Origin of the sequence: Brachybacterium aquaticum (assembly GCF_014204755.1) — a bacterium.
Lineage (GTDB): Bacteria > Actinomycetota > Actinomycetes > Actinomycetales > Dermabacteraceae > Brachybacterium > Brachybacterium aquaticum.
The window spans coordinates 561018-578341 of sequence record NZ_JACHLZ010000001.1 but is presented as its reverse complement, the minus strand read 5'-3'; the positions used below and the strand labels follow the sequence as shown (position 1 = coordinate 578341).

At 74.7% G+C, this 17324-nt stretch carries 14 protein-coding genes; 5 read left to right on the top strand and 9 right to left on the bottom strand.

What is annotated here, in order from left to right; genetic code table 11:
* Positions 1 to 178 precede the first annotated feature (178 nt).
* Positions 179 to 1525: a phosphoglucosamine mutase gene (gene glmM, locus HNR70_RS02530; RefSeq protein WP_184324269.1), complete on the bottom strand. Its 1347-nt coding sequence runs from the start codon at positions 1523 to 1525 to the stop codon at positions 179 to 181.
* Between the two features lie 169 nt (positions 1526 to 1694).
* Between glmM and HNR70_RS02525 the strand changes: the two genes are divergently transcribed.
* On the top strand, positions 1695 to 5156 hold the full coding sequence (locus tag HNR70_RS02525) for a DEAD/DEAH box helicase (RefSeq protein WP_246375127.1): 3462 nt from the start codon (positions 1695 to 1697) through the stop codon (positions 5154 to 5156).
* Positions 5157 to 5172: 16 nt separating this feature from the next.
* Here HNR70_RS02525 and HNR70_RS02520 read toward each other — a convergent pair whose 3' ends face one another.
* The 5 genes from HNR70_RS02520 to truA all read right to left on the bottom strand — a co-directional run bounded on the left by HNR70_RS02520 (position 5173) and on the right by truA (position 10221).
* Positions 5173 to 6483 carry a CoA transferase gene (locus HNR70_RS02520; protein WP_184324268.1) on the bottom strand — a complete coding sequence of 437 codons (1311 nt, stop codon included), beginning with the start codon at positions 6481 to 6483 and terminating at the stop codon, positions 5173 to 5175.
* Positions 6484 to 6702: 219 nt separating this feature from the next.
* Entirely contained in the window at positions 6703 to 7203 is a 501-nt protein-coding gene (gene rpsI, locus HNR70_RS02515) for a 30S ribosomal protein S9 (protein ID WP_184324267.1), read from the bottom strand.
* 52 nt (positions 7204 to 7255) lie between these two features.
* Positions 7256 to 7699 carry a 50S ribosomal protein L13 gene (gene rplM / locus HNR70_RS02510; RefSeq protein WP_184324266.1) on the bottom strand — a complete coding sequence of 148 codons (444 nt, stop codon included), beginning with the start codon at positions 7697 to 7699 and terminating at the stop codon, positions 7256 to 7258.
* A gap of 363 nt (positions 7700 to 8062) precedes the next feature.
* Positions 8063 to 9181 (bottom strand): hypothetical protein, encoded by a 1119-nt coding sequence (locus HNR70_RS02505; protein WP_184324265.1) that lies wholly within the window; start codon positions 9179 to 9181, stop codon positions 8063 to 8065.
* Positions 9178 to 10221, bottom strand: coding sequence for a tRNA pseudouridine(38-40) synthase TruA (truA, locus tag HNR70_RS02500; protein WP_184324264.1), 1044 nt, complete (start codon positions 10219 to 10221; stop codon positions 9178 to 9180). The genes HNR70_RS02505 and truA overlap by 4 nt, the downstream gene beginning before the upstream one ends.
* Positions 10222 to 10407: 186 nt before the next feature.
* Here truA and purD point away from each other — a divergent pair, with 186 nt between their 5' ends.
* Positions 10408 to 11688: a phosphoribosylamine--glycine ligase gene (purD, locus tag HNR70_RS02495; RefSeq protein WP_184324263.1), complete on the top strand. Its 1281-nt coding sequence runs from the start codon at positions 10408 to 10410 to the stop codon at positions 11686 to 11688.
* Positions 11685 to 12611, top strand: a complete 927-nt coding sequence (locus HNR70_RS02490) for a phosphoribosylaminoimidazolesuccinocarboxamide synthase (RefSeq protein WP_184324262.1) — start codon at positions 11685 to 11687, stop codon at positions 12609 to 12611. The genes purD and HNR70_RS02490 overlap by 4 nt, the downstream gene beginning before the upstream one ends.
* A 121-nt stretch (positions 12612 to 12732) precedes the next feature.
* Here HNR70_RS02490 and HNR70_RS02485 read toward each other — a convergent pair whose 3' ends face one another.
* Positions 12733 to 13455, bottom strand: a complete 723-nt coding sequence (locus tag HNR70_RS02485) for an MBL fold metallo-hydrolase (protein WP_184324261.1) — start codon at positions 13453 to 13455, stop codon at positions 12733 to 12735.
* A 305-nt stretch (positions 13456 to 13760) separates the two neighbouring features.
* Between HNR70_RS02485 and purS the strand changes: the two genes are divergently transcribed.
* On the top strand, positions 13761 to 14012 hold the full coding sequence (purS, locus tag HNR70_RS02480) for a phosphoribosylformylglycinamidine synthase subunit PurS (RefSeq protein WP_184324260.1): 252 nt from the start codon (positions 13761 to 13763) through the stop codon (positions 14010 to 14012).
* The gene (gene purQ, locus HNR70_RS02475; RefSeq protein ID WP_184324259.1) at positions 14012 to 14737 is read left to right on the top strand and encodes a phosphoribosylformylglycinamidine synthase subunit PurQ; all 726 of its coding nucleotides are present in this window, start codon (positions 14012 to 14014) and stop codon (positions 14735 to 14737) included. Before purS ends, purQ begins: the two co-directional genes overlap by 1 nt.
* A 91-nt stretch (positions 14738 to 14828) precedes the next feature.
* On the opposite strand, the gene HNR70_RS02470 is transcribed toward purQ, so the two are convergent.
* The gene (locus tag HNR70_RS02470) at positions 14829 to 16073 is read right to left on the bottom strand and encodes a class I SAM-dependent methyltransferase (RefSeq protein WP_184324258.1); all 1245 of its coding nucleotides are present in this window, start codon (positions 16071 to 16073) and stop codon (positions 14829 to 14831) included.
* A 75-nt stretch (positions 16074 to 16148) separates the two neighbouring features.
* Entirely contained in the window at positions 16149 to 17240 is a 1092-nt protein-coding gene (locus HNR70_RS02465) for a pirin family protein (RefSeq protein WP_184324257.1), read from the bottom strand.
* Positions 17241 to 17324: the final 84 nt, after the last annotated feature.

The following is a 17324-nucleotide window of genomic DNA, read 5'->3' as shown; positions in this document are numbered from 1 at the left end:
CCCGGACTCTCCTCAGGGCGTGAAGTGCAGAGAACAGCGTGAGAACGCAGCGAGCGGGGTGAAGTGGTCGGAATCAGCCTCCGATTCCGACCACTTCACCCCGCTCAGGCTGCGGCTGACGGGCGAGGGCGCGCTGCACGCCCTCCCCGCCCCCTTCAGCGATGCGACTGCTGCAGCGTCACAGCCCCACGCGCTCGCGCACCACCACGGCGAGGCGCTCGGCGATCTCGGTGGCGATCTCGTCGCTGGGGGCCTCGACCATGACGCGCACGACCGGCTCGGTGCCGGAGGGGCGCAGCAGGACACGGCCGGTCTCGCCGAGCTGGGCCTCGGCCTCGGCGACGGCGTTGGCGACGCCGCGGTCGATGGTGGCCTTGGCCTTGTCGACGTCCTTGACGTTGATGAGCGCCTGCGGGAGCCGGGTCATGACCTGCTTCAGCTCCGCCGCCGGGGTGCCGGTCTGGGCGATGCGCTGGAGGAGGTGGAGAGCGGTGAGCTCGCCGTCGCCGGTGGTGGCGTAGTCGGCGATGATCACGTGACCGGACTGCTCGCCGCCGATGGAGTAGCCGCCGAGGTTCATCTCCTCGAGCACGTAGCGGTCGCCCACGGCGGTCTGGCCGAGGGTGATGCCGTGCTCCTTCATGGCGAGCTTGAGGCCGAGGTTGCTCATGACGGTGACCACGAGGGTGTCGTCGTGGAGGCGGCCGCGCTCCTTGAGGTCCAGGGCCAGGATCGCCATGATCTGGTCGCCGTCAATGATCTCGCCGTTCGCGTCCACGGCGAGGCAGCGGTCGGCGTCGCCGTCGAAGGCCACGCCGATGTCGGCGCCGTGCTCGCGCACCGCGGCCTGGAGGGGCTCGAGGTGGGTGGAGCCGACGCCGTCGTTGATCAGTCCGCCGTCGCTGCGGTCGCCGATGACGTGCACGGTCGCGCCGGCGCGGCGCAGCGCCTCGGGGCCGGTGACGGCGGCGGCGCCGTTGGCGCAGTCGGCCACGACGGTGAGGCCTTCGAGGGAGCGGTCCAGGGTGGAGACGAGGTGTGCGACGTACTCCTCGACGGCGCCCTCGTACCGGGTGATGGTGCCGACGTCGGTGCCCTGGGGGCGGTCCCAGGTCTCGCCGAGGCGGGCCTCGATGCGGTCCTCGACCTCGTCGGGCAGCTTGGTGCCGCCGCGGGCGAAGAACTTGATGCCGTTGTCGGGGGCGGGGTTGTGGGAGGCGGAGATCATCACGCCGAGGTCCGCGCCGGTGGACTGCACGAGGAAGGCGAGGCCCGGCGTGGGCAGCACCCCGGCGTCGAGCACGTCCACGCCGGCGGAGGCGAGGCCCGCGCTCACCGCGGCGGCGAGGAAGTCGCCGGAGGGGCGGGTGTCGCGGGCGACGATCGCGCGGGGACGGGTGCCGTCGAAGGCGCCCAGGGTGCCCAGCACGTGGGCGGCGCCCACGGACAGCTCCACCGCGAGCTCGGCGGTGATGTCGTCGTTCGCGCGTCCGCGCACTCCGTCGGTGCCGAAGAGTCGTGCCACAGGGGTTCTCCTTGCCAGGTCGGGGTCAGCGACTCCGGCGCGCGGCGGCGGGCGGCGCGGGGGCGCGCGGGCCGACGGCCGGAGGTCCGCTGTGAGACTACCCGCTGGAGCCCGTTCTCCGGCCCCTGCCCCCTCGTGCCGGAGGCATGGCACGGGTTACGTTGGAGGGATGTCCGAGCCTGTCCTCCTCCCCCGTCTGCTGCCCTCGGCGATCAGCCACCACGTGGGCGATCGCACGGCGGGGCGTAGCCTCGCCGCCGCCCGCGCCGGACGGGTGTCCGAGCTGACGTGGGATGCGGCCACGCAGACCGTCGCCGCGACCGTCACCGACGAGGCCCCCGCAGGCGCCACTTCGAGTTCGTCCCGCACGGCGGGCTCCACCGGCGCAGCGGGCTACGCCGGCACTGCAGGTTCCACCGGCACCGCAGGCTCCTCCCCCGGCACCCCGAGCCCCGTCGCCCACCGCACGGAGGTGGTCCTCGAGGAGTACGAGGAGGACTCGGTCACGATCCGCTTCCAGCGCCCGGGCCCGGGCGGGCTGTGGCGGCCGCGCGCCTCCCGCTGCGACTGCGAGGCCGCCGAGGCGTGCGTGCACGCGGGCGCCGTGCTGTACCGGGTGAACGACCTGGCCGCCCGGGCGGCGAGCGAGAACCCGCCGGCGGAGTGGCGCACGGTGCTGCGGCCGCTGCTGCGCGGCGGGTCGTCGGCCGACGGGGGCGGGCGCGGGGCGTCGTCGGCCGCCCGCGCCTCCTCCGCGCTCCCGAAGCCGCTCGCCCTGCGGGTCGATCTCGAGGCGGCGACCTCGTCGGCCGGGGCGTCCCGCCACCACCGCGAGGTGGCGACCCCCGCGCACCTGGAGGCCGGGGCGGAGCTGTGGCTGGGGCTGCGCCCGGTGACCCGCGGCCGCAAGGGGCTGTGGATCAAGGGGGACCTGTCCTGGCGCAGCTTCGAGTTCCGCCTGGCCGGGAGGGAGTACGACCCGGTCCAGGGCGAGGCGCTGACCCGCCTGTTCGCCGCGGCCAGCGTGGAGCGCTCCTACACCTCCGGCGCGGTCGACCACCTGTGGCTGAACACGATCACCTCCCCGCTGCTGTGGCAGGCGCTCGCCCATGCCCGGGACGCCGGGGTGGAGCTGCTGCCGGGCAGCGGGCTCGCCTCGATCGAGCTCGCCAGCAGCGGCGAGGCGGGTCTGGACCTGCACGCCGACGAGACCACCGGCGACCTGCAGGTCGCCGCGCGGGTCGCAATCGACGGGGAGACCCTGCCGGGGGCGCGGCTGCTCGGCGCGTGCGGGGTGCTCGAGGCGTCCGCCGCGGCCGACGAGGACCTGCTGACCGCGCGCATCGCCCCGCTCGCCACCGCCGTGCCGCGGGACCTGCGCCCGCTGCTGCACCGACGGGAGCCGCTCGTGGTGCCCGCCGCGGACCGCGAGACCTTCCTCGAGGTCGCCTACCCGAAGCTGCGCGCGCTCAGCAGCATGACCAGCGTGGACGGCAGCGTCGAGCTGCCTGCGGCACGCCGCCCCACCCTGCACCTGACCGCCGCCTATGCCGACGGGGACCGGCTGTCCCTGCGCTGGTCCTGGCAGTACCACGACCCCGACCGGCGCCTGCCGATCGACCAGCGCCAGGGCACGCGCCGCGACGTGGACCACGAGGACGCGGTGATCGCCGAGGCGATGACGCTGTGGCCCCATCAGCCCTCGGACGCCGCGACCCTGCTCGGCGGCACCGACACCGCCGAGTTCACCGAGAAGGTGCTGGATGCGCTGGAGGCGCTGGACCACGTGGAGGTCGAGGTCACCGGCACCCGCCACGCCTACCGCGAGCTCGACGGCGCCCCGAACGTGCGGATCACCCAGCACGCCTCCCCCGGGAAGAACGACTGGTTCGACCTCGGCTTCGACATCACGATCGAGGGGCGGCAGATCCCGTTCCCGAGCCTGTTCGTGGCCCTCGCCCGCGGGCGCGACAAGCTGCTCATGCCGGATCGCACCTACTTCTCCCTGGACCACCCCGCCTTCGACACCCTGCGCGCCCTGATCCGCGAGGGCGAGGCGCTCTCGGAGTGGGAGCCGGAGCGCCAGCGCATCTCCCGCTTCCAGGTGGGTCTGTGGGACGAGCTCGCCGAGGCGGCCGACGAGGCGACCGCCTCGCGGGAATGGACCACGACCGTCGGCCGGTTGAAGGCGCTCGGCGACACCCCGGTCCCGCCGCTGCCGACGGGGCTCGACGCCGACCTGCGCCCCTACCAGCGCGAGGGCTACGCGTGGCTCACGCTGCTGTTCTCCCAGCAGCTCGGCGGGATCCTCGCCGACGACATGGGCCTGGGCAAGACGGTCCAGACCCTGGCGCTCATCGCCCACGCCCGGGAGCAGGAGCCCGAGGCGCCGCCGTTCCTCGTGGTCGCCCCGGCCTCGGTGCTGCCGGTGTGGCGCCGGGAGGCGGAGCGGTTCACCCCGGGGCTGGACGTGCGGGTCCTGGAGGGCGCCTCCGCCTCCCGCGGCGGCCGCGACGGCGCCGACATGGACGGTGCGGACCTCGTGGTGACCAGCTACGCGGTGCTGCGCCTGGACGAGGAGCTGTTCGCCTCCCGCTCCTTCCAGGGGCTCGTGCTGGACGAGGCGCAGTTCGTGAAGAACCGCCGCTCGCGCACCCACCGCGCCGCACAGGGGGTGCGCGCCGGGTTCCGCCTGGCGATCACGGGCACCCCGATGGAGAACTCGCTGGACGACCTGTGGGCGATCAGCGACCTGGTCGCGCCCGGTCTGCTGGGCTCCTCGATCGGGTTCCGCAAGCTGTACACCCTCCCCATCGCCTCCGGCGAGGCGCCGGACCGCATGGCGCAGCTTCGCCGGCGGATCCGTCCCTTCCTGCTGCGCCGCACCAAGGAGCTGGTCGCGAAGGAGCTGCCCCCGAAGCACGAGGAGGTGCTCACGGTGACGCTGTCGCCGGAGCACCGCGCGGTGTACGACTCGGTGCTGCAGCGCGAGCGGAAGAAGGTGCTGGGCCTGATCGACACGGACCTGGACCGCTCCCGCTTCATCGTGTTCCGCTCCCTCACGCTGCTGCGGATGATGGCGCTGGACCCGGCGCTGGTGGACGGCGAGGAGTACGCCGACGTGCCCAGCTCCAAGCTCGAGGCGCTGTTCGACAGGCTCGAGGAGGTGATCGGCGACGGCCACCGGGTGCTGCTGTTCAGCCAGTTCACCAGCTACCTCGACCGGGTCGCCGCCGAGCTCGACCGGCGCGGGATCACCTACGCGCACCTGGATGGCTCGACGCGGGACCGCGACGCGGCCGTCAGCGGCTTCCGCGACGGCGACGCGCCGGTGTTCCTCATCTCCCTGAAGGCCGGCGGCTTCGGACTGACCCTCACCGAGGCGGACTACGTGTTCCTGCTGGACCCGTGGTGGAACCCCGCCGCGGAGAACCAGGCCGTCGACCGCGCCCACCGCATCGGCCAGGACCGCACCGTGATGGTGTACCGGATGATCGCCGAGGACACCATCGAGGAGAAGGTCCTCGCCCTCCAGCGCCGCAAGGCCGAGCTGTTCGACGCCCTCACCGACGACGGTCGAGCCTTCCGCAGCGCCGTCACCGCGGAGGATCTGCGCGAGCTGCTGAACTGAGGTGCGGATCCTCCTGTCACCTGATCGCGCAGCAGTCCCGGGTCCCCTTCCTGGGAGGCGAGTCGAGCCCGCTCGCCCCATAGCTCCCCACGTCCCGACCGATCATCGCTCCGTCCACCAGCAGCGGCGGCGGCACGGCGAGGAGCGGTCGCTCCCCGGCGCGGACCTGGATGCGCGGCACCGGAAGCGCCGCCGGCTCCTGCGCGGGCGGGGCGGGCAGGGCCAGCAGGTTCTCGGCGGCGCCGAGCAGGCTCACCCGGAGGGTGCGGGCGCGGGCGTCGGCGAGGGCGGAGAGGACGTGCGCGGCGATCAGATGCCCGCTCGCGTGGTCGAGGGCCTGGACCGGCAGCGCCCCGGGCCGCTCGGCGCTCCCGCAGGCGACCGCGATCCCGGAGGCGGCCTGCACGATCGAGTCGAACCCTGACCGGCTCCCCCACGGCCCGGTGTCGCCCCAGGCCGAGAGCACCGCGATCACCGCTTGCGGGGCGAGGTCCTCGAGGTCGCCGACGCCGAGGCCGTGGTGGTCCAGCGCGCCGGGGCGGTATCCGGAGACGATCACGTCGGCCTCCGCGGCGAGGCCGCGCACCCGGTCGCGCTGCGCGGCGTCGCGCAGGTCGGCGACGGCGGAGCGCTTGCCCATCCCGGTGGAGAGGTGCTGGGCGAGGATCTCGGGGCGGTGCGGAGGGTCGATCCTCAGCACGTCCGCGCCGAGGCAGGCGAGCAGCTGGGTGGCGGTGGGCCCGGCGATCACCCGGGTGAGGTCCAGGACCCGCACCCCCGCCAGCAGCCCGGGGGCCTCCGCCGCCTCCCCCGCCGGCGCCCCGGGCAGCACCCGCCGCTCCCCGCGCTCGTGCACCTCGGCCCAGGCGTGCCCGGACCGCGCGGCATGCTGCGGCTCCGCCTCCCACGCGGTGCGCTCCCGCACCGCCGCAGCGATCCCGCCCGCGGCGGTGACCTCCTGCTCGATCTCGGCGGCGTCGAGGCCGGCGAGCACGGTGGTGAGGGAGTCCCGGTCCTTGATCCCGTAGCTCCGCTCCAGGACCGCGGCGTGGTGGGGGTAGTTGCCGTGCAGGCGCACCCATCCGTCGGCCGCGGCGAAGAACCCGGACAGCTCCGCCCAGGCGACCGGGGCGACGCCGTCCACCTCGAGATGCTCGTAGGAGGCGAAGGACCCGGCGATCAGCGCCGACGACGTCTCGATCCGCACCGCCGCACCTCGTGCTGCGGCGACATTCCGGGCCGCGTCCCGCACCCTCTCCAGGGCGCCCCGGGCGAGGGTCTCGACGTCGAGGGGACAGCGCCACCAGCGGCGCGGATGCGGGTCCATGCGGGCAGAGTAGGCCCGGCCCCCGTCGGCCGGAAGGGCGGGAGCGCCGCTCCCGGCGTGTCCCTGCCGGGACGACCCCGCCGGGACGACCCCGGCGGGACGACCCCGCCCGACGCACCCCCTGCGGGCACTGGCCCCGCATGCACGAACGGCCCCCGACCACACAGGTCGGGAGCCGTTCGGGAACGCGATCGAGGCGGAGCGCTGCTCCGCGCCGGATCAGCGCTTGGAGTACTGCGGCGCCTTGCGGGCCTTCTTCAGACCCGCCTTCTTGCGCTCGATGACGCGCGCGTCGCGCTTGAGGAAGCCGGCCTTCTTGAGGGTCGGACGGTTGTTCTCCTCGTCGATCTGGTTCAGCGCGCGGGCCACGCCGAGGCGCACGGCGCCGGCCTGGCCGGACGGACCGCCGCCGGTGAGGCGGACGTTCACGTCGAAGCGGCCCTGGAGGTCGAGGACCGTGAACGGGTCGTTGATCTCCTGCTGGTGCACCTTGTTCGGGAAGTAGTCCTCGATGGTGCGGCCGTTGATGGTCCACTGGCCGGAGCCGGGGGTCAGGCGCACGCGGGCGATGGCCTGCTTGCGACGGCCGGTGCCGTAGCCCGGCTCCATCGCGGACTGACCGGCGCCGACGGCGGCCTCGCCGGTCGACTCGGTGGTGAAGCTCGAGGGGGCCGACTCGTCGGTCACGGTCTCGAGGGACTCAGGGGTGGTCTCGGTCACGGTTCTCCTTGGTTCTTCCGTGCGGCAGGGCGGAGTGGCGGGACGCCCCCGCTTACTGCGCCACCTGGTCGATGGTGAAGGGGACGGGCTGCTGAGCGCTGTGCGGGTGCTCGGAGCCCGAGTAGATCTTGAGCTTCTTGAGCTGCTGCTCGGCGAGCTTGTTCTTGGGGAGCATGCCGCGGACGGCCTTCTCCACCGCGCGCTCGGGGTTCTTCTCGAGCAGCTCGGAGTAGGGGATGCCGCGCAGGCCGCCGGGGTAGCCGGAGTGGCGGTAGGCCAGCTTGGTCTCCCGCTTGTTACCGGTCAGCGCGACCTTGTCCGCGTTGATGATGATGACGAAGTCGCCCGCATCCACATGGGGTGCGAAGACCGGCTTGTGCTTTCCCCGCAGCAGCTGAGCAGCCTGGGAAGCGAGCCGGCCGAGGACGACATCCGTTGCGTCGATGACGTACCAGGAACGCTCGACATCGCCGGGCTTCGGGGTGAACGTACGCACTCGTGCCTTCTTCTCTCGTGGTGGTGCCAGGGCGGCAGGACGCCGACCGGGCACGGTTCGATGGGACCGTGGGCACGCTTCCTCGGATGAAAAGCATTGCCCTGTTCGCTGTGCCCGGCCCGCTCCGCTCACGACGCGACGGCGGTCCTGGATGTGTGTGAGGTGGCCACTACGCGCCGGGCGTGAGAGAACGGCAGCGGATGCGGGCCCACATCGAGGCACAACGACGTCCCATCGTAGTCGGCCGCGGAGCAGGAGGTCAACGCGGGCGGAGCCCCTGCGGCTGTGATCTGCGCCCGGTGCGGGGCCGGGCCGGGCGGGGCCCGAGGAGCCTGCAGCGGAGCCCGCAGCGCTGCCTCTGCCTCAGAAGCTGTCCGCCAGGCGGGTCATCTCCCGCTTCAGCGACGGGGTGCGCATCGCCTTCCGCGTCTCCTGCAGGGTCGTCTCGGTACCGATCACGGGCCACAGCCGCAGCAGCAGCGCGTCCCGCTGCCGCATGAGGTCCTTCGAGGCAGTGGGGTCCAGGGCCGTGATCTCCTCGAGCAGCGGGCGCAGTGCCGGATGGTCCGCACCCTTCTCGCGGTCCTCGGCGCGGGCGAGCACGGCGTCGACGCGCAGGGCGAGCGCGTCGGCGGCGGGCAGATCGACGAGCTCCTCCTCGGTGCGCAGCAGGGCGGCGAGCTCGGGCTCGGGCGTCGCCCCGGCGAGCGGCCGCAGGGCGGCCAGGCGCAGCTCGTCGCGGTTCCCGCGGGTGGCGATCCTCGGCCGACGGGCCACGTCGAGCCCGTCCTGCCAGCCCCGGTCGCGGGCGACGGCGCCGACGAGCAGCGGGCGGGCGGTCTCGATCCAGCGCCGCTCCTTCTGGGTCTGATAGCCGGACCAGTGGGAGAGGAAGGCGTCCGTCTCGCCGCGGCGGGCGTGATGGTCGCCGAGGGCGCGCCAGCCGATGTAGGGCATGCGGGCAAGGCGCGGATGGTCGGCGGCGCGAGCTGCGGCCTCGAGCTCCCCGTCTGCCGCGAGGCGGTGCACGATGGCGCGCCCGAAGCATTCGGCGACGTGCCCGCCCACGAGCTCCGCCGCGCGCTCGAGGTCCGTGACCTCGAGCAGCCCGCCGGCCAGGAGCACGCAGGCGAGGTCGCCGAGCGCGGGGGCGCTGGTCTCCTTGCCGCTCTCGATCTGTCGCACCACGAGCGAGGCGGCGGCCGAGAAGGGCCGCGGGGCGCTCAGCTGCCGCGTGGCGCAGGGCGGGTCCTGGTCGTCGATCACGTGCGGTCGGCTCAGGTCGTGGGGGTCCACGCCGAGCTCGGCGAGGCGTCCGCGCAGCGCCGGCAGCGCCTCGTGGTGGAAGGGATGGGGTGCGCGTGCGCGCGCACCGGCCCCGGCGTCGACGGCCCCGGGCTCGGCGAGGGCGGCGAGCAGCTGCGCGGCGAGCGCGTTCGTCGGCGCCGCGCTGCTGCCGGTCGTGTCCTGGATGTCGCTCACGCCGGCTCCGCGGTGCTGGGCGGGCCGATCTCGGCGACGGCCGGGGCGAGCGGGCCGCGCAGGGTGCGGGTACGGGCGGCCCAGGCGGCGAGCTCCTCGTCCGGCGGGTAGGCGACGTGGTCGAGGGTGAGGCCCTGCGGCAGGCACAGCGGTGCGGCGCCGGCCCGGTCGCGGGTTGCGGACTCGCGGGTGCGGGCGGCGAGGATCTCGGCCGGCCAGGTCTCGGGGCGGCGCCCCTCCCCCACCGACAGCAGCGCGCCGACGAGGGAGCGGACCATGTGGTGGCAGAACGCATCGGCGACGACGGTCGCGACGACCAGGCCCTCGTCGGCCCTGCCCTCACCGGGACGCTCCCAGCGCAGCTCGCGCAGCTCCCGCACCGTGGTCGCGCCCTCGCGGGGGCGACAGTAGGAGAGGAAGTCGTGCTCGCCGAGCAGCGGGGCGCTCGCCCGCGCCATCGCGGCCACGTCGAGGCGGCGGCGATGGCGCAGCACGTCCCGGCGCAGCGGGTCATGGGCGGCGGGGCTGTCGGAGAGGCGGTAGCGGTAGCGGCGCCACTGCGCGCCGAAGCGGGCGTCGAAGTCCGGCGGCACCTCGCGGGCGACGTGCACGACCACGTCCGACGGCAGGATCCCCCCGAGGCGCGTCACGAGCGCGTCGCCCGGGCTGCGGTCGGAGCGGCCGGGGACGGTGGCGAGCACGTCGCGGGGCAGGTCGAGATGGCAGACCTGGCCGCGAGCGTGCACGCCCGCGTCGGTGCGCCCGGCGACGGTGACCCGCACGGGCACGCGGGCGATGCGGCCGAGGGCCTCCTCGAGCACGCCCTGGACGGTACGCTCCCCGGGCTGGGTGGCCCAGCCGCGGAAGTCGGTGCCGTCGTAGGAGAGGTCCAGCCGGATCCGGGCGGTGCCGCGGCTCGCGCGGGTGCTGTGCGCCGGATCGACGACGGCCGCAGCGGTGACCGCAGCCGGAGCGGTGGCCGGAGCCGGGGCGGCGGGAGCCTCGGCGTCCGGGGCGGGGTCCAGGGGGTCGACGGGCATGGGACCGATCGTAACCACGCCCGCGCACCCGCCCCACCCCCGCTCGTCGCCCCGCTGTCGCCCGGCCCCGCGCCCCGCCTCGATCACCGCCCCGCGCCCGGCCCCGATCACCGCCCGCATCCCGCCCCGATGTCGCAGTGCGGGCACCCCGTCGGGGGTAGGGGGCGCCTGGGTACCCTGGCCCGCGTGAAGATCCTCGTCATCGGCTCCGGAGGCCGCGAACACGCGATCATCCGTCGCCTCGCCGCCGACCGTCCCGCCCCCGAGCTGCACGCCGCCCCCGGCAACCCCGGGATCGCGCAGCTCGCGACCTGCCACGACGTCCCCCTCGCCGATCTCGACGGCCAGGTGGCGCTCGCCCGCGAGCTCGACGCGGACCTGGTGGTGATCGGTCCCGAGGCACCGCTGGTCGCCGGGGCCGGCGACCGCCTGCGCGAGGCGGGCCTTGCGGTGTTCGGTCCGTCGGCCGACGCGGCCCGCCTCGAGGGCAGCAAGTCCTGGGCGAAGGAGGTCATGGCCGCCGCGGGCGTGCCCACCGCCGCCTCCGTCACCGTCACCGACCCCGCCGCGCTCGGCGCGGGACTGGACCGGGTGAACCCGCTGGGCGATGTGCCCTTCGTGGTCAAGGCCGACGGGCTCGCCGCCGGCAAGGGCGTCGTGGTCACCACCGACCGCGGCGAGGCGACCGCGCACGCCGAGTCGGTGCTCGCCGCCGGCGGCCAGGTGGTGCTCGAGGAGTACCTCGACGGCCCCGAGGTGTCCCTGTTCTGCGTCAGCGACGGCGCCCGCGTGGTCCCGCTCGCCCCCGCGCAGGACTTCAAGCGCGCCCTGGACGGCGACGAGGGTCCCAACACCGGCGGGATGGGCGCCTACTCGCCCCTGCCGTGGGCTCCCGAGGGCCTGGTCGACGAGGTGGTGCGCACCGTCGCCCAGCCCACCATCGACGAGCTCGCCGCCCGCGGCATCCCCTTCGTGGGCGTGCTGTACTGCGGCCTCGCCCTCACCTCCCGCGGCCTGCGGGTGGTGGAGTTCAACGCCCGCTTCGGCGACCCCGAGACCCAGGTGGTCCTCGAGCGCCTCGCCTCCCCCTTCGCGCCGCTGCTGCGCGACGCCGCCCGCGGCGAGCTCGACACCGGGACCCCGCTGGAGTGGCGCGAGGACGCGGCGGTGACCGTGGTCGTCGCGTCGGCCGGCTACCCCGCGTCCGCCCGCACCGGCGATCCGCTGACCGGGCTCGACGAGGCGGAGAAGCTGGGCGCGCACGTGATCCACGCCGGCACCGCCCTGGACGCGGACGGCGCGCTGGTCAGCGCCGGCGGCCGAGTGCTCACCGTCGTCGGCACCGGTGCGGACCTCACCGCCGCCCGGGAGCTGGCCCTCGCAGGGGCCGAGGCGATCGGCCTGGAGGGCTCCCAGCACCGCACCGACATCGCCCGCGCCGCGGCCGAGGGTGAGGTGCGCGCATGAGCACCACCCCGTCCTCCCTGAACGCGCCCCTGGTCGAGGCGCCGCAGCTGCCGGGCTGGGACCACGTCGTCTCCGGCAAGGTCCGCGAGCTGTACGTCCCCGCCGGCACCGACCCCGGCAGCGCCGAGGAGGTGCTGGTGGTCGCGACCGACCGCATCAGCGCCTACGACCACTCGCTCCAGCCCGGCATCCCCGACAAGGGCCGACTGCTCACCGGGATCAGCGTGTTCTGGTTCGAGCAGCTCGCCGACGTGGTCCCCCACCACGTCCTGTCCGCCACCGACGTGCCGGACGCCGTCGCAGGCCGCGCCCTGCGCTGCCGCGGCCTGGACATGGTGCCGCTGGAGTGCATCGCCCGCGGCTACCTCACCGGCTCTGGCCTGGCGGACTACCGCGCCGGCGGCTCCGTGGGCGGGCACGTGCTGCCCCAGGGCCTCGTCGAGGCGTCCCGCCTGGACCCCGCGATCTTCACCCCCTCCACGAAGGCGGAGGCCGGGGACCACGACGAGAACATCACCGTCGCCCAGGCCGAGGACCTCCTCGGCACGGAGCTCACCGGGCAGCTGCAGGAGCTGACCCTCGCCGTGTACGAGCGGGCCCGTGCGATCGCCGGGGAGCGCGGGATCATCCTGGCGGACACGAAGCTCGAGTTCGGCCGCTCCCGCACCGACGGGACGCTGCTGCTCGGCGACGAGGTGCTCACCCCGGACTCCTCCCGCTTCTGGTCCGCCGACACCTACGTGGAGGGCCGCGTGCAGCCGAGCCTGGACAAACAGTTCGTGCGCGATTGGCTCACCTCCCCCGCCTCCGGCTGGCACAAGGGCTCGAACACCCCGCCGCCGGAGCTGCCCGAGGAGGTCGTCGCCCAGACCCGCGCCCGCTACGTCGAGGCGTACGAGCGACTCACCGGCACCAGCTTCTGAGGCACGCGCCCCACACGCGCGCACACCGCGAGAGGGCAGCTGCCCGCAGGACGACGCCGCCCGGAGGATCTCCTCCGGGCGGCGTCGTCATGTCAAGCGGTGTCGTGCCGGGCCCGTCGTGTCAGGCGCCGACCTCGACGATCCCGTCCTCGGGCCAATCGCGCACCTCAGTGCCCTCGGGGGCGAGGTTCGTGGACTGGCGCAGGTAGATGGGCCGGCCGGAGGGGCTGACGATCGCGTCGTGCACCGGCAGCGCGAGCCGCGGCCCCACCGCACGCAGGAAGTCGATGGTCTCGGCCATCTTCGACCAGGGGGCGGTGACGGCGAAGGCGAGCACGTCGATGCCGTGGAACTCCGCGACCGGCTCGAGGGAGTCGCCGGTGATCCCCAGCCGGGGCCCGTCCCCGGCGGCGAGGACCAGCCCGCAGTTGCCGATGCGCGGGATGTCGGGGTGGATGACCGCGTGGCGGCCGCCGACAGCGTGCAGGGTCAGCGGCTCCTCGCCGCCCGCGCCGGCGAAGCGGTGGGTCTCCCCCGCGGCGAGCGGCATCACCCGCTCGCGCTCGACGGGGCCGCCCTCCCAGTCCGCGGCGGTGATCGCCGCCGCGGTCTCCGGCTCGGCGATGACCTCGGCGTCCGGCGAATGGCGCAGCACCTCGGCGAGCAGGGCGGGATCGACATGGTCAGGGTGCTGGTGGGTGAGCAGCACGGCGTCCAGGCCCGCGAGCCCGTCGGCGCCGAGGGCCCGGACCGCATCGCCGCTGAAGCCGCCCGGATCCACGAGCAGGCGACGGCCGGCGAGCTCCACGAGCAGGCACGAGTGGACGAGGTGGCGGATCTTCATCGGTTCCTCCCGGGGTCGCGGACGCGGTGCCCCGAACCTATCCCCGCCGGGCCCGCCGGGCCAGCGGGCGTCGGCCGCCGGCGGGCGTCGGCCGACGGTCCCTCCCCCGCGCGGGCTCGCGCGCGTCGGCCGATGTCCCGCCACGGGGCCCTGCCTCGTCGGCCGACGGGCGCGACCGCGCCTCGGGCGCGACAGGCACGCGGGCGCGGGCCTCGGTACCATGGCGGGGCCGGGTCCGCCCGGCCGCCCACGCCCCTCCCGCCCGGCCCCGTCGGCCGCGCGATCCGTCCCCCAGGAGAAGCCCCATGCCACGTGTCGTGGTCCACGTCATGCCCAAGCCGGAGATCCTCGACCCGCAGGGCAAGGCCGTCGCCGCCGCCCTGCCGCGGCTCGGCTTCGAGGGCATCGCCTCCGTGCGCCAGGGCAAGCGGTTCGAGCTCGAGGTCGAGGGCGAGATCACCGACGAGGTGCTCGCCTCCCTGCGCGAGGCCGCGACCACGCTGCTGTCCAACCCGGTGATCGAGGACGTCGTCGCCCTCGAGGTCGAGGACGCCTGATGCGCATCGGTGTGGTGACCTTCCCCGGCACCCTGGACGACCGCGACGCGCTGCGGGCCGTGCGCCTGGCCGGTGCCGAGCCGGTCGCGCTGTGGCACGGCGAGGACGACCTGCGCGACGTCGAGGCGGTCGTGCTGCCCGGCGGCTTCTCCTACGGCGACTACCTGCGCGCCGGGGCGATCAGCCGCTTCGCACCCGTGATGGACAAGGTGGTCGACGCCGCCAAGGGCGGTCTGCCGGTGCTCGGCATCTGCAACGGCTTCCAGATCCTCTGCGAGACGCACCTGCTGCCCGGCGCGATGATCAAGAACGCCCACCGTGCGTTCATCTGCCGCGACCAGCCCCTGAAGGTGGAGAACACCCGCACCGCGTGGACCACCGGCTACGAGCCCGGCCAGGTCATCCGCATCCCGCTGAAGAACCAGGACGGCCAGTACGTGGCCGACGAGCGCACCCTCGCGCAGCTCGAGGACGAGGGACGCGTGGTCTTCCGCTACGTCGCCGGCGCCACCCACGGCCCCGCCGGGTTCGAGCAGAACCCCAACGGCTCCCGCAACGACATCGCCGGGATCACCAACGCCGAGGGCAACGTGGTGGGCCTCATGCCGCATCCCGAGCACGCGGTCGAGGCCGGCTTCGGCCCCGACGAGCCCGGCCAGGGCACCCGCACCGGCACCGACGGTCTGACCATGTTCACCTCGGTGCTGCGCAGCATGGTCGGCTGACCAGGAGCATCACGCACGCCGGGGGAACCCGGTGCGCGACGACGAAGGGGCGGGGCCTGCGGGCCCCGCCCCTTCGTCGTGTCGTTCTGTGCTACCTCGCGACGGCGCTGAGCACGGTGAAGCGGCGGTCGCGGGCGCGCTGGCGGACGGTGCCGACGCGGGCCTCGAGCTCGGGGCGGTAGCGCAGATGGGAGTTGTGGACGAACCACAGCTGCCCGCCCGGGCGCAGCACGCGCGCGGCCGCATCCAGCAGACCCCGCACGAGGGTCGCGTCGATCCCCGGCCCGTCGTGGAAGGGCGGGTTCAGCAGCACCAGGTCCGCGCTGTCCTCGGCGACATCGGAGAGGGCGTCGTCCCAGCTGACCTGCACGCCCTCCCGCTCGAGGTCGCTGGCTTCGAGGGTCGCGCGGGTGGAGGCGACGGCGTCGAGGTCGTCGTCGCTGCCGAGCACCCGCGCCTCCGGCAGCGCCGCGGCGAGGTGGGCGGTGAGCAGGCCGTTGCCGCAGCCGAGATCGACGGTGGAGGTGACGGCGTCGAGCTCCCCGGCGGCGAGCGCACGGTCCAGCGCCTCCAGCAGCAGGAGGCTGCCTGCATCGGGTCGGGCGCCGCCGAACACCCCGCCCACGCCGCGCAGCGCCAGCTCCCGCCCGGTGCCGCGCACGGCGACATGGGCGGTGCCGGTCGCAGGCTCCGGAGCGGCGACCTCCGCGCGAGGGTCCGACGCGATCAGCGCCCGGGACTTGCCGAGCCCGCGGGAGGCGCGGACCTCGCCGAAGAACGCGCCGAGCACCTCGTTCTGGGAGCGGGTCATGTGCTTCACGCGCCCACCCGCGACGAGGGTGAGGTCGGTGCGGTCGGCGCGGTCGCTGCGCTCGGCGAGGCGGGCCAGGTGGCGGGCGAGGTCCTCGAGCGCGGCGAGGGACTTCGGCAGGCGGGCGAGGACCAGATGCACCGACGCCGCAGCGGCGAACTCCTCGAGCGGGGCCGGGTCGCTGCCCTGCGGGAGCACCAGGCGTCCGCTCGAGAGCGGGCCGGGCAGCAGATCGGCGAGCGCGCGGACCTCCGCCCGGGACGTGCTCCAGGACCACACCCGGGCGGTCTCGTGGTCCGCCACGAGCTCGAGCGCGGCGGCGGTGAGGGCTCCGGTGGCGTCGCCGACCACGAGGATGTCGCCGGGGCGGCCGGTGCCGCCCTCGTCGGCAGCGGCCTGCAGGATGACACGCTCGGTCTGGTCAGGGGTGGGGACGGAGGCGCCGTCGGGCGCGGCGTCGGGGTGCGCCGAGTCGTGGCCGGCGCTGTCGGGCGCGGCGTCAGAGTGCGGGGAGGAGCTGGTCACGGGGTCCTTCGGGGCAGGAGGGAGGGGCGGGTCGACGGGAGCGCCGGCGCGTGAGTCCGGCGGAACGGCAGGGTGTCAGGCGGGCAGTTCGCGGCGTCCGCGGGAGCGGAGTCGACCGTTCGGCAGACCGGGCGCCGGCAGCGCGGTCGGCGTGTGGTCCGCGAACGGGCCGAACTGCTCGTCGTCCGCTGCGAGCCCGCCGCGCTCGCGGGCGATGTCGGCGATCGGGGCGTCCTCGAGGGCGAGCTCGACGCCGATCTCCGCCTGGTAGCGGGCGCGGAAGGCGACGATCTCCTCGTGGGTTCGGCCCACGAAGTTCCACCACATGATGATGTCCTCGCCGAGCGGCTCACCGCTGAGCAGCATGACGCGCAGGTCCGTGTCGCCGGTCGCGGCGAGGTCGAGGTGGTCCACCCCGTCGGGCAGCACGACCAGGTCCCGCTCGGCCGCGTCGTGGACGAGCTCCGTCGACGCGCCGGGCGTGCTGGAGTCGGGGCCCGCGTCGCCCGGGCGCACGGTCGAGAGCCGGGCCGCGCCGCGGTCCACGAGGATGCCGTGCTCGTGCCCGGCCTCGAGCTCGAGGTGCAGCCTCGACCCGGCGCGCAGGTCGATCTGCACCATGCCGAGCGCGGTGTCGGTGACCACGGGGCTGCGGTCCTCGAGCGCGGCGCCGTCCTCATCGGTGGCGCGGAAGCCGCCGAGCCCCACCCGCACCGCGGCCCGTGCGGTCGCGTGCTCGGGCGGGGTGTGGACGGTGAACTCCTGCTCACGGAACCGGGCGCGGTCCGGCAGCGCGTACCAGAGCTGCACGCCGTGGAGGACGGTGGTGTCCAGGGTGGAGAACTCCGAGTGGGTGATCCCGGAGCCAGCGACCATGAGGTCCACGTCCCCGGGGCGGACCAGGGAGTGGCTGCCGATCGAGTCGCGGTGGGTGATCGCGCCGTCGAACAGCCACGACACGGTGGCGAGGCCCGTGTGGGGGTGGCGCGCGACCCGCATCCCGTCGGTCGCGGAGACGTCGTCCGGCCCGAAGTGGTCCACGAAGCACCAGGCGCCGATGAGCGAGGTGGCGCGGGCCGGGAGGGTGCGGTGCACGGTCATCCCGCGCAGCCCGCCGAGGGGCACCTCCCGCGGGGCCAGGAGGACGAAGTCCTCGAAGGTGCTCATGCAGGGAGTCTAGGCGGCGGCGCGTCCGGTGCCCGGCGGGGAGAAGGTGCGGGAATGGGTTGCGTATTCCAGCACCTTCTCCCC

Coding starts and splice junctions, on each gene's coding strand:
- HNR70_RS02485 (WP_184324261.1), bottom strand. CDS start 13,455: ATGAAGATCCGCCACCTCGTCCACTCGTGCCTGCTCGTGGAGCTCGCC.
- purS (WP_184324260.1), top strand. CDS start 13,761: ATGCCACGTGTCGTGGTCCACGTCATGCCCAAGCCGGAGATCCTCGAC.
- truA (WP_184324264.1), bottom strand. CDS start 10,221: ATGCCCGTCGACCCCCTGGACCCCGCCCCGGACGCCGAGGCTCCCGCC.
- HNR70_RS02520 (WP_184324268.1), bottom strand. CDS start 6,483: ATGGACCCGCATCCGCGCCGCTGGTGGCGCTGTCCCCTCGACGTCGAG.
- HNR70_RS02490 (WP_184324262.1), top strand. CDS start 11,685: ATGAGCACCACCCCGTCCTCCCTGAACGCGCCCCTGGTCGAGGCGCCG.
- HNR70_RS02465 (WP_184324257.1), bottom strand. CDS start 17,240: ATGAGCACCTTCGAGGACTTCGTCCTCCTGGCCCCGCGGGAGGTGCCC.
- purQ (WP_184324259.1), top strand. CDS start 14,012: ATGCGCATCGGTGTGGTGACCTTCCCCGGCACCCTGGACGACCGCGAC.
- HNR70_RS02525 (WP_246375127.1), top strand. CDS start 1,695: ATGTCCGAGCCTGTCCTCCTCCCCCGTCTGCTGCCCTCGGCGATCAGC.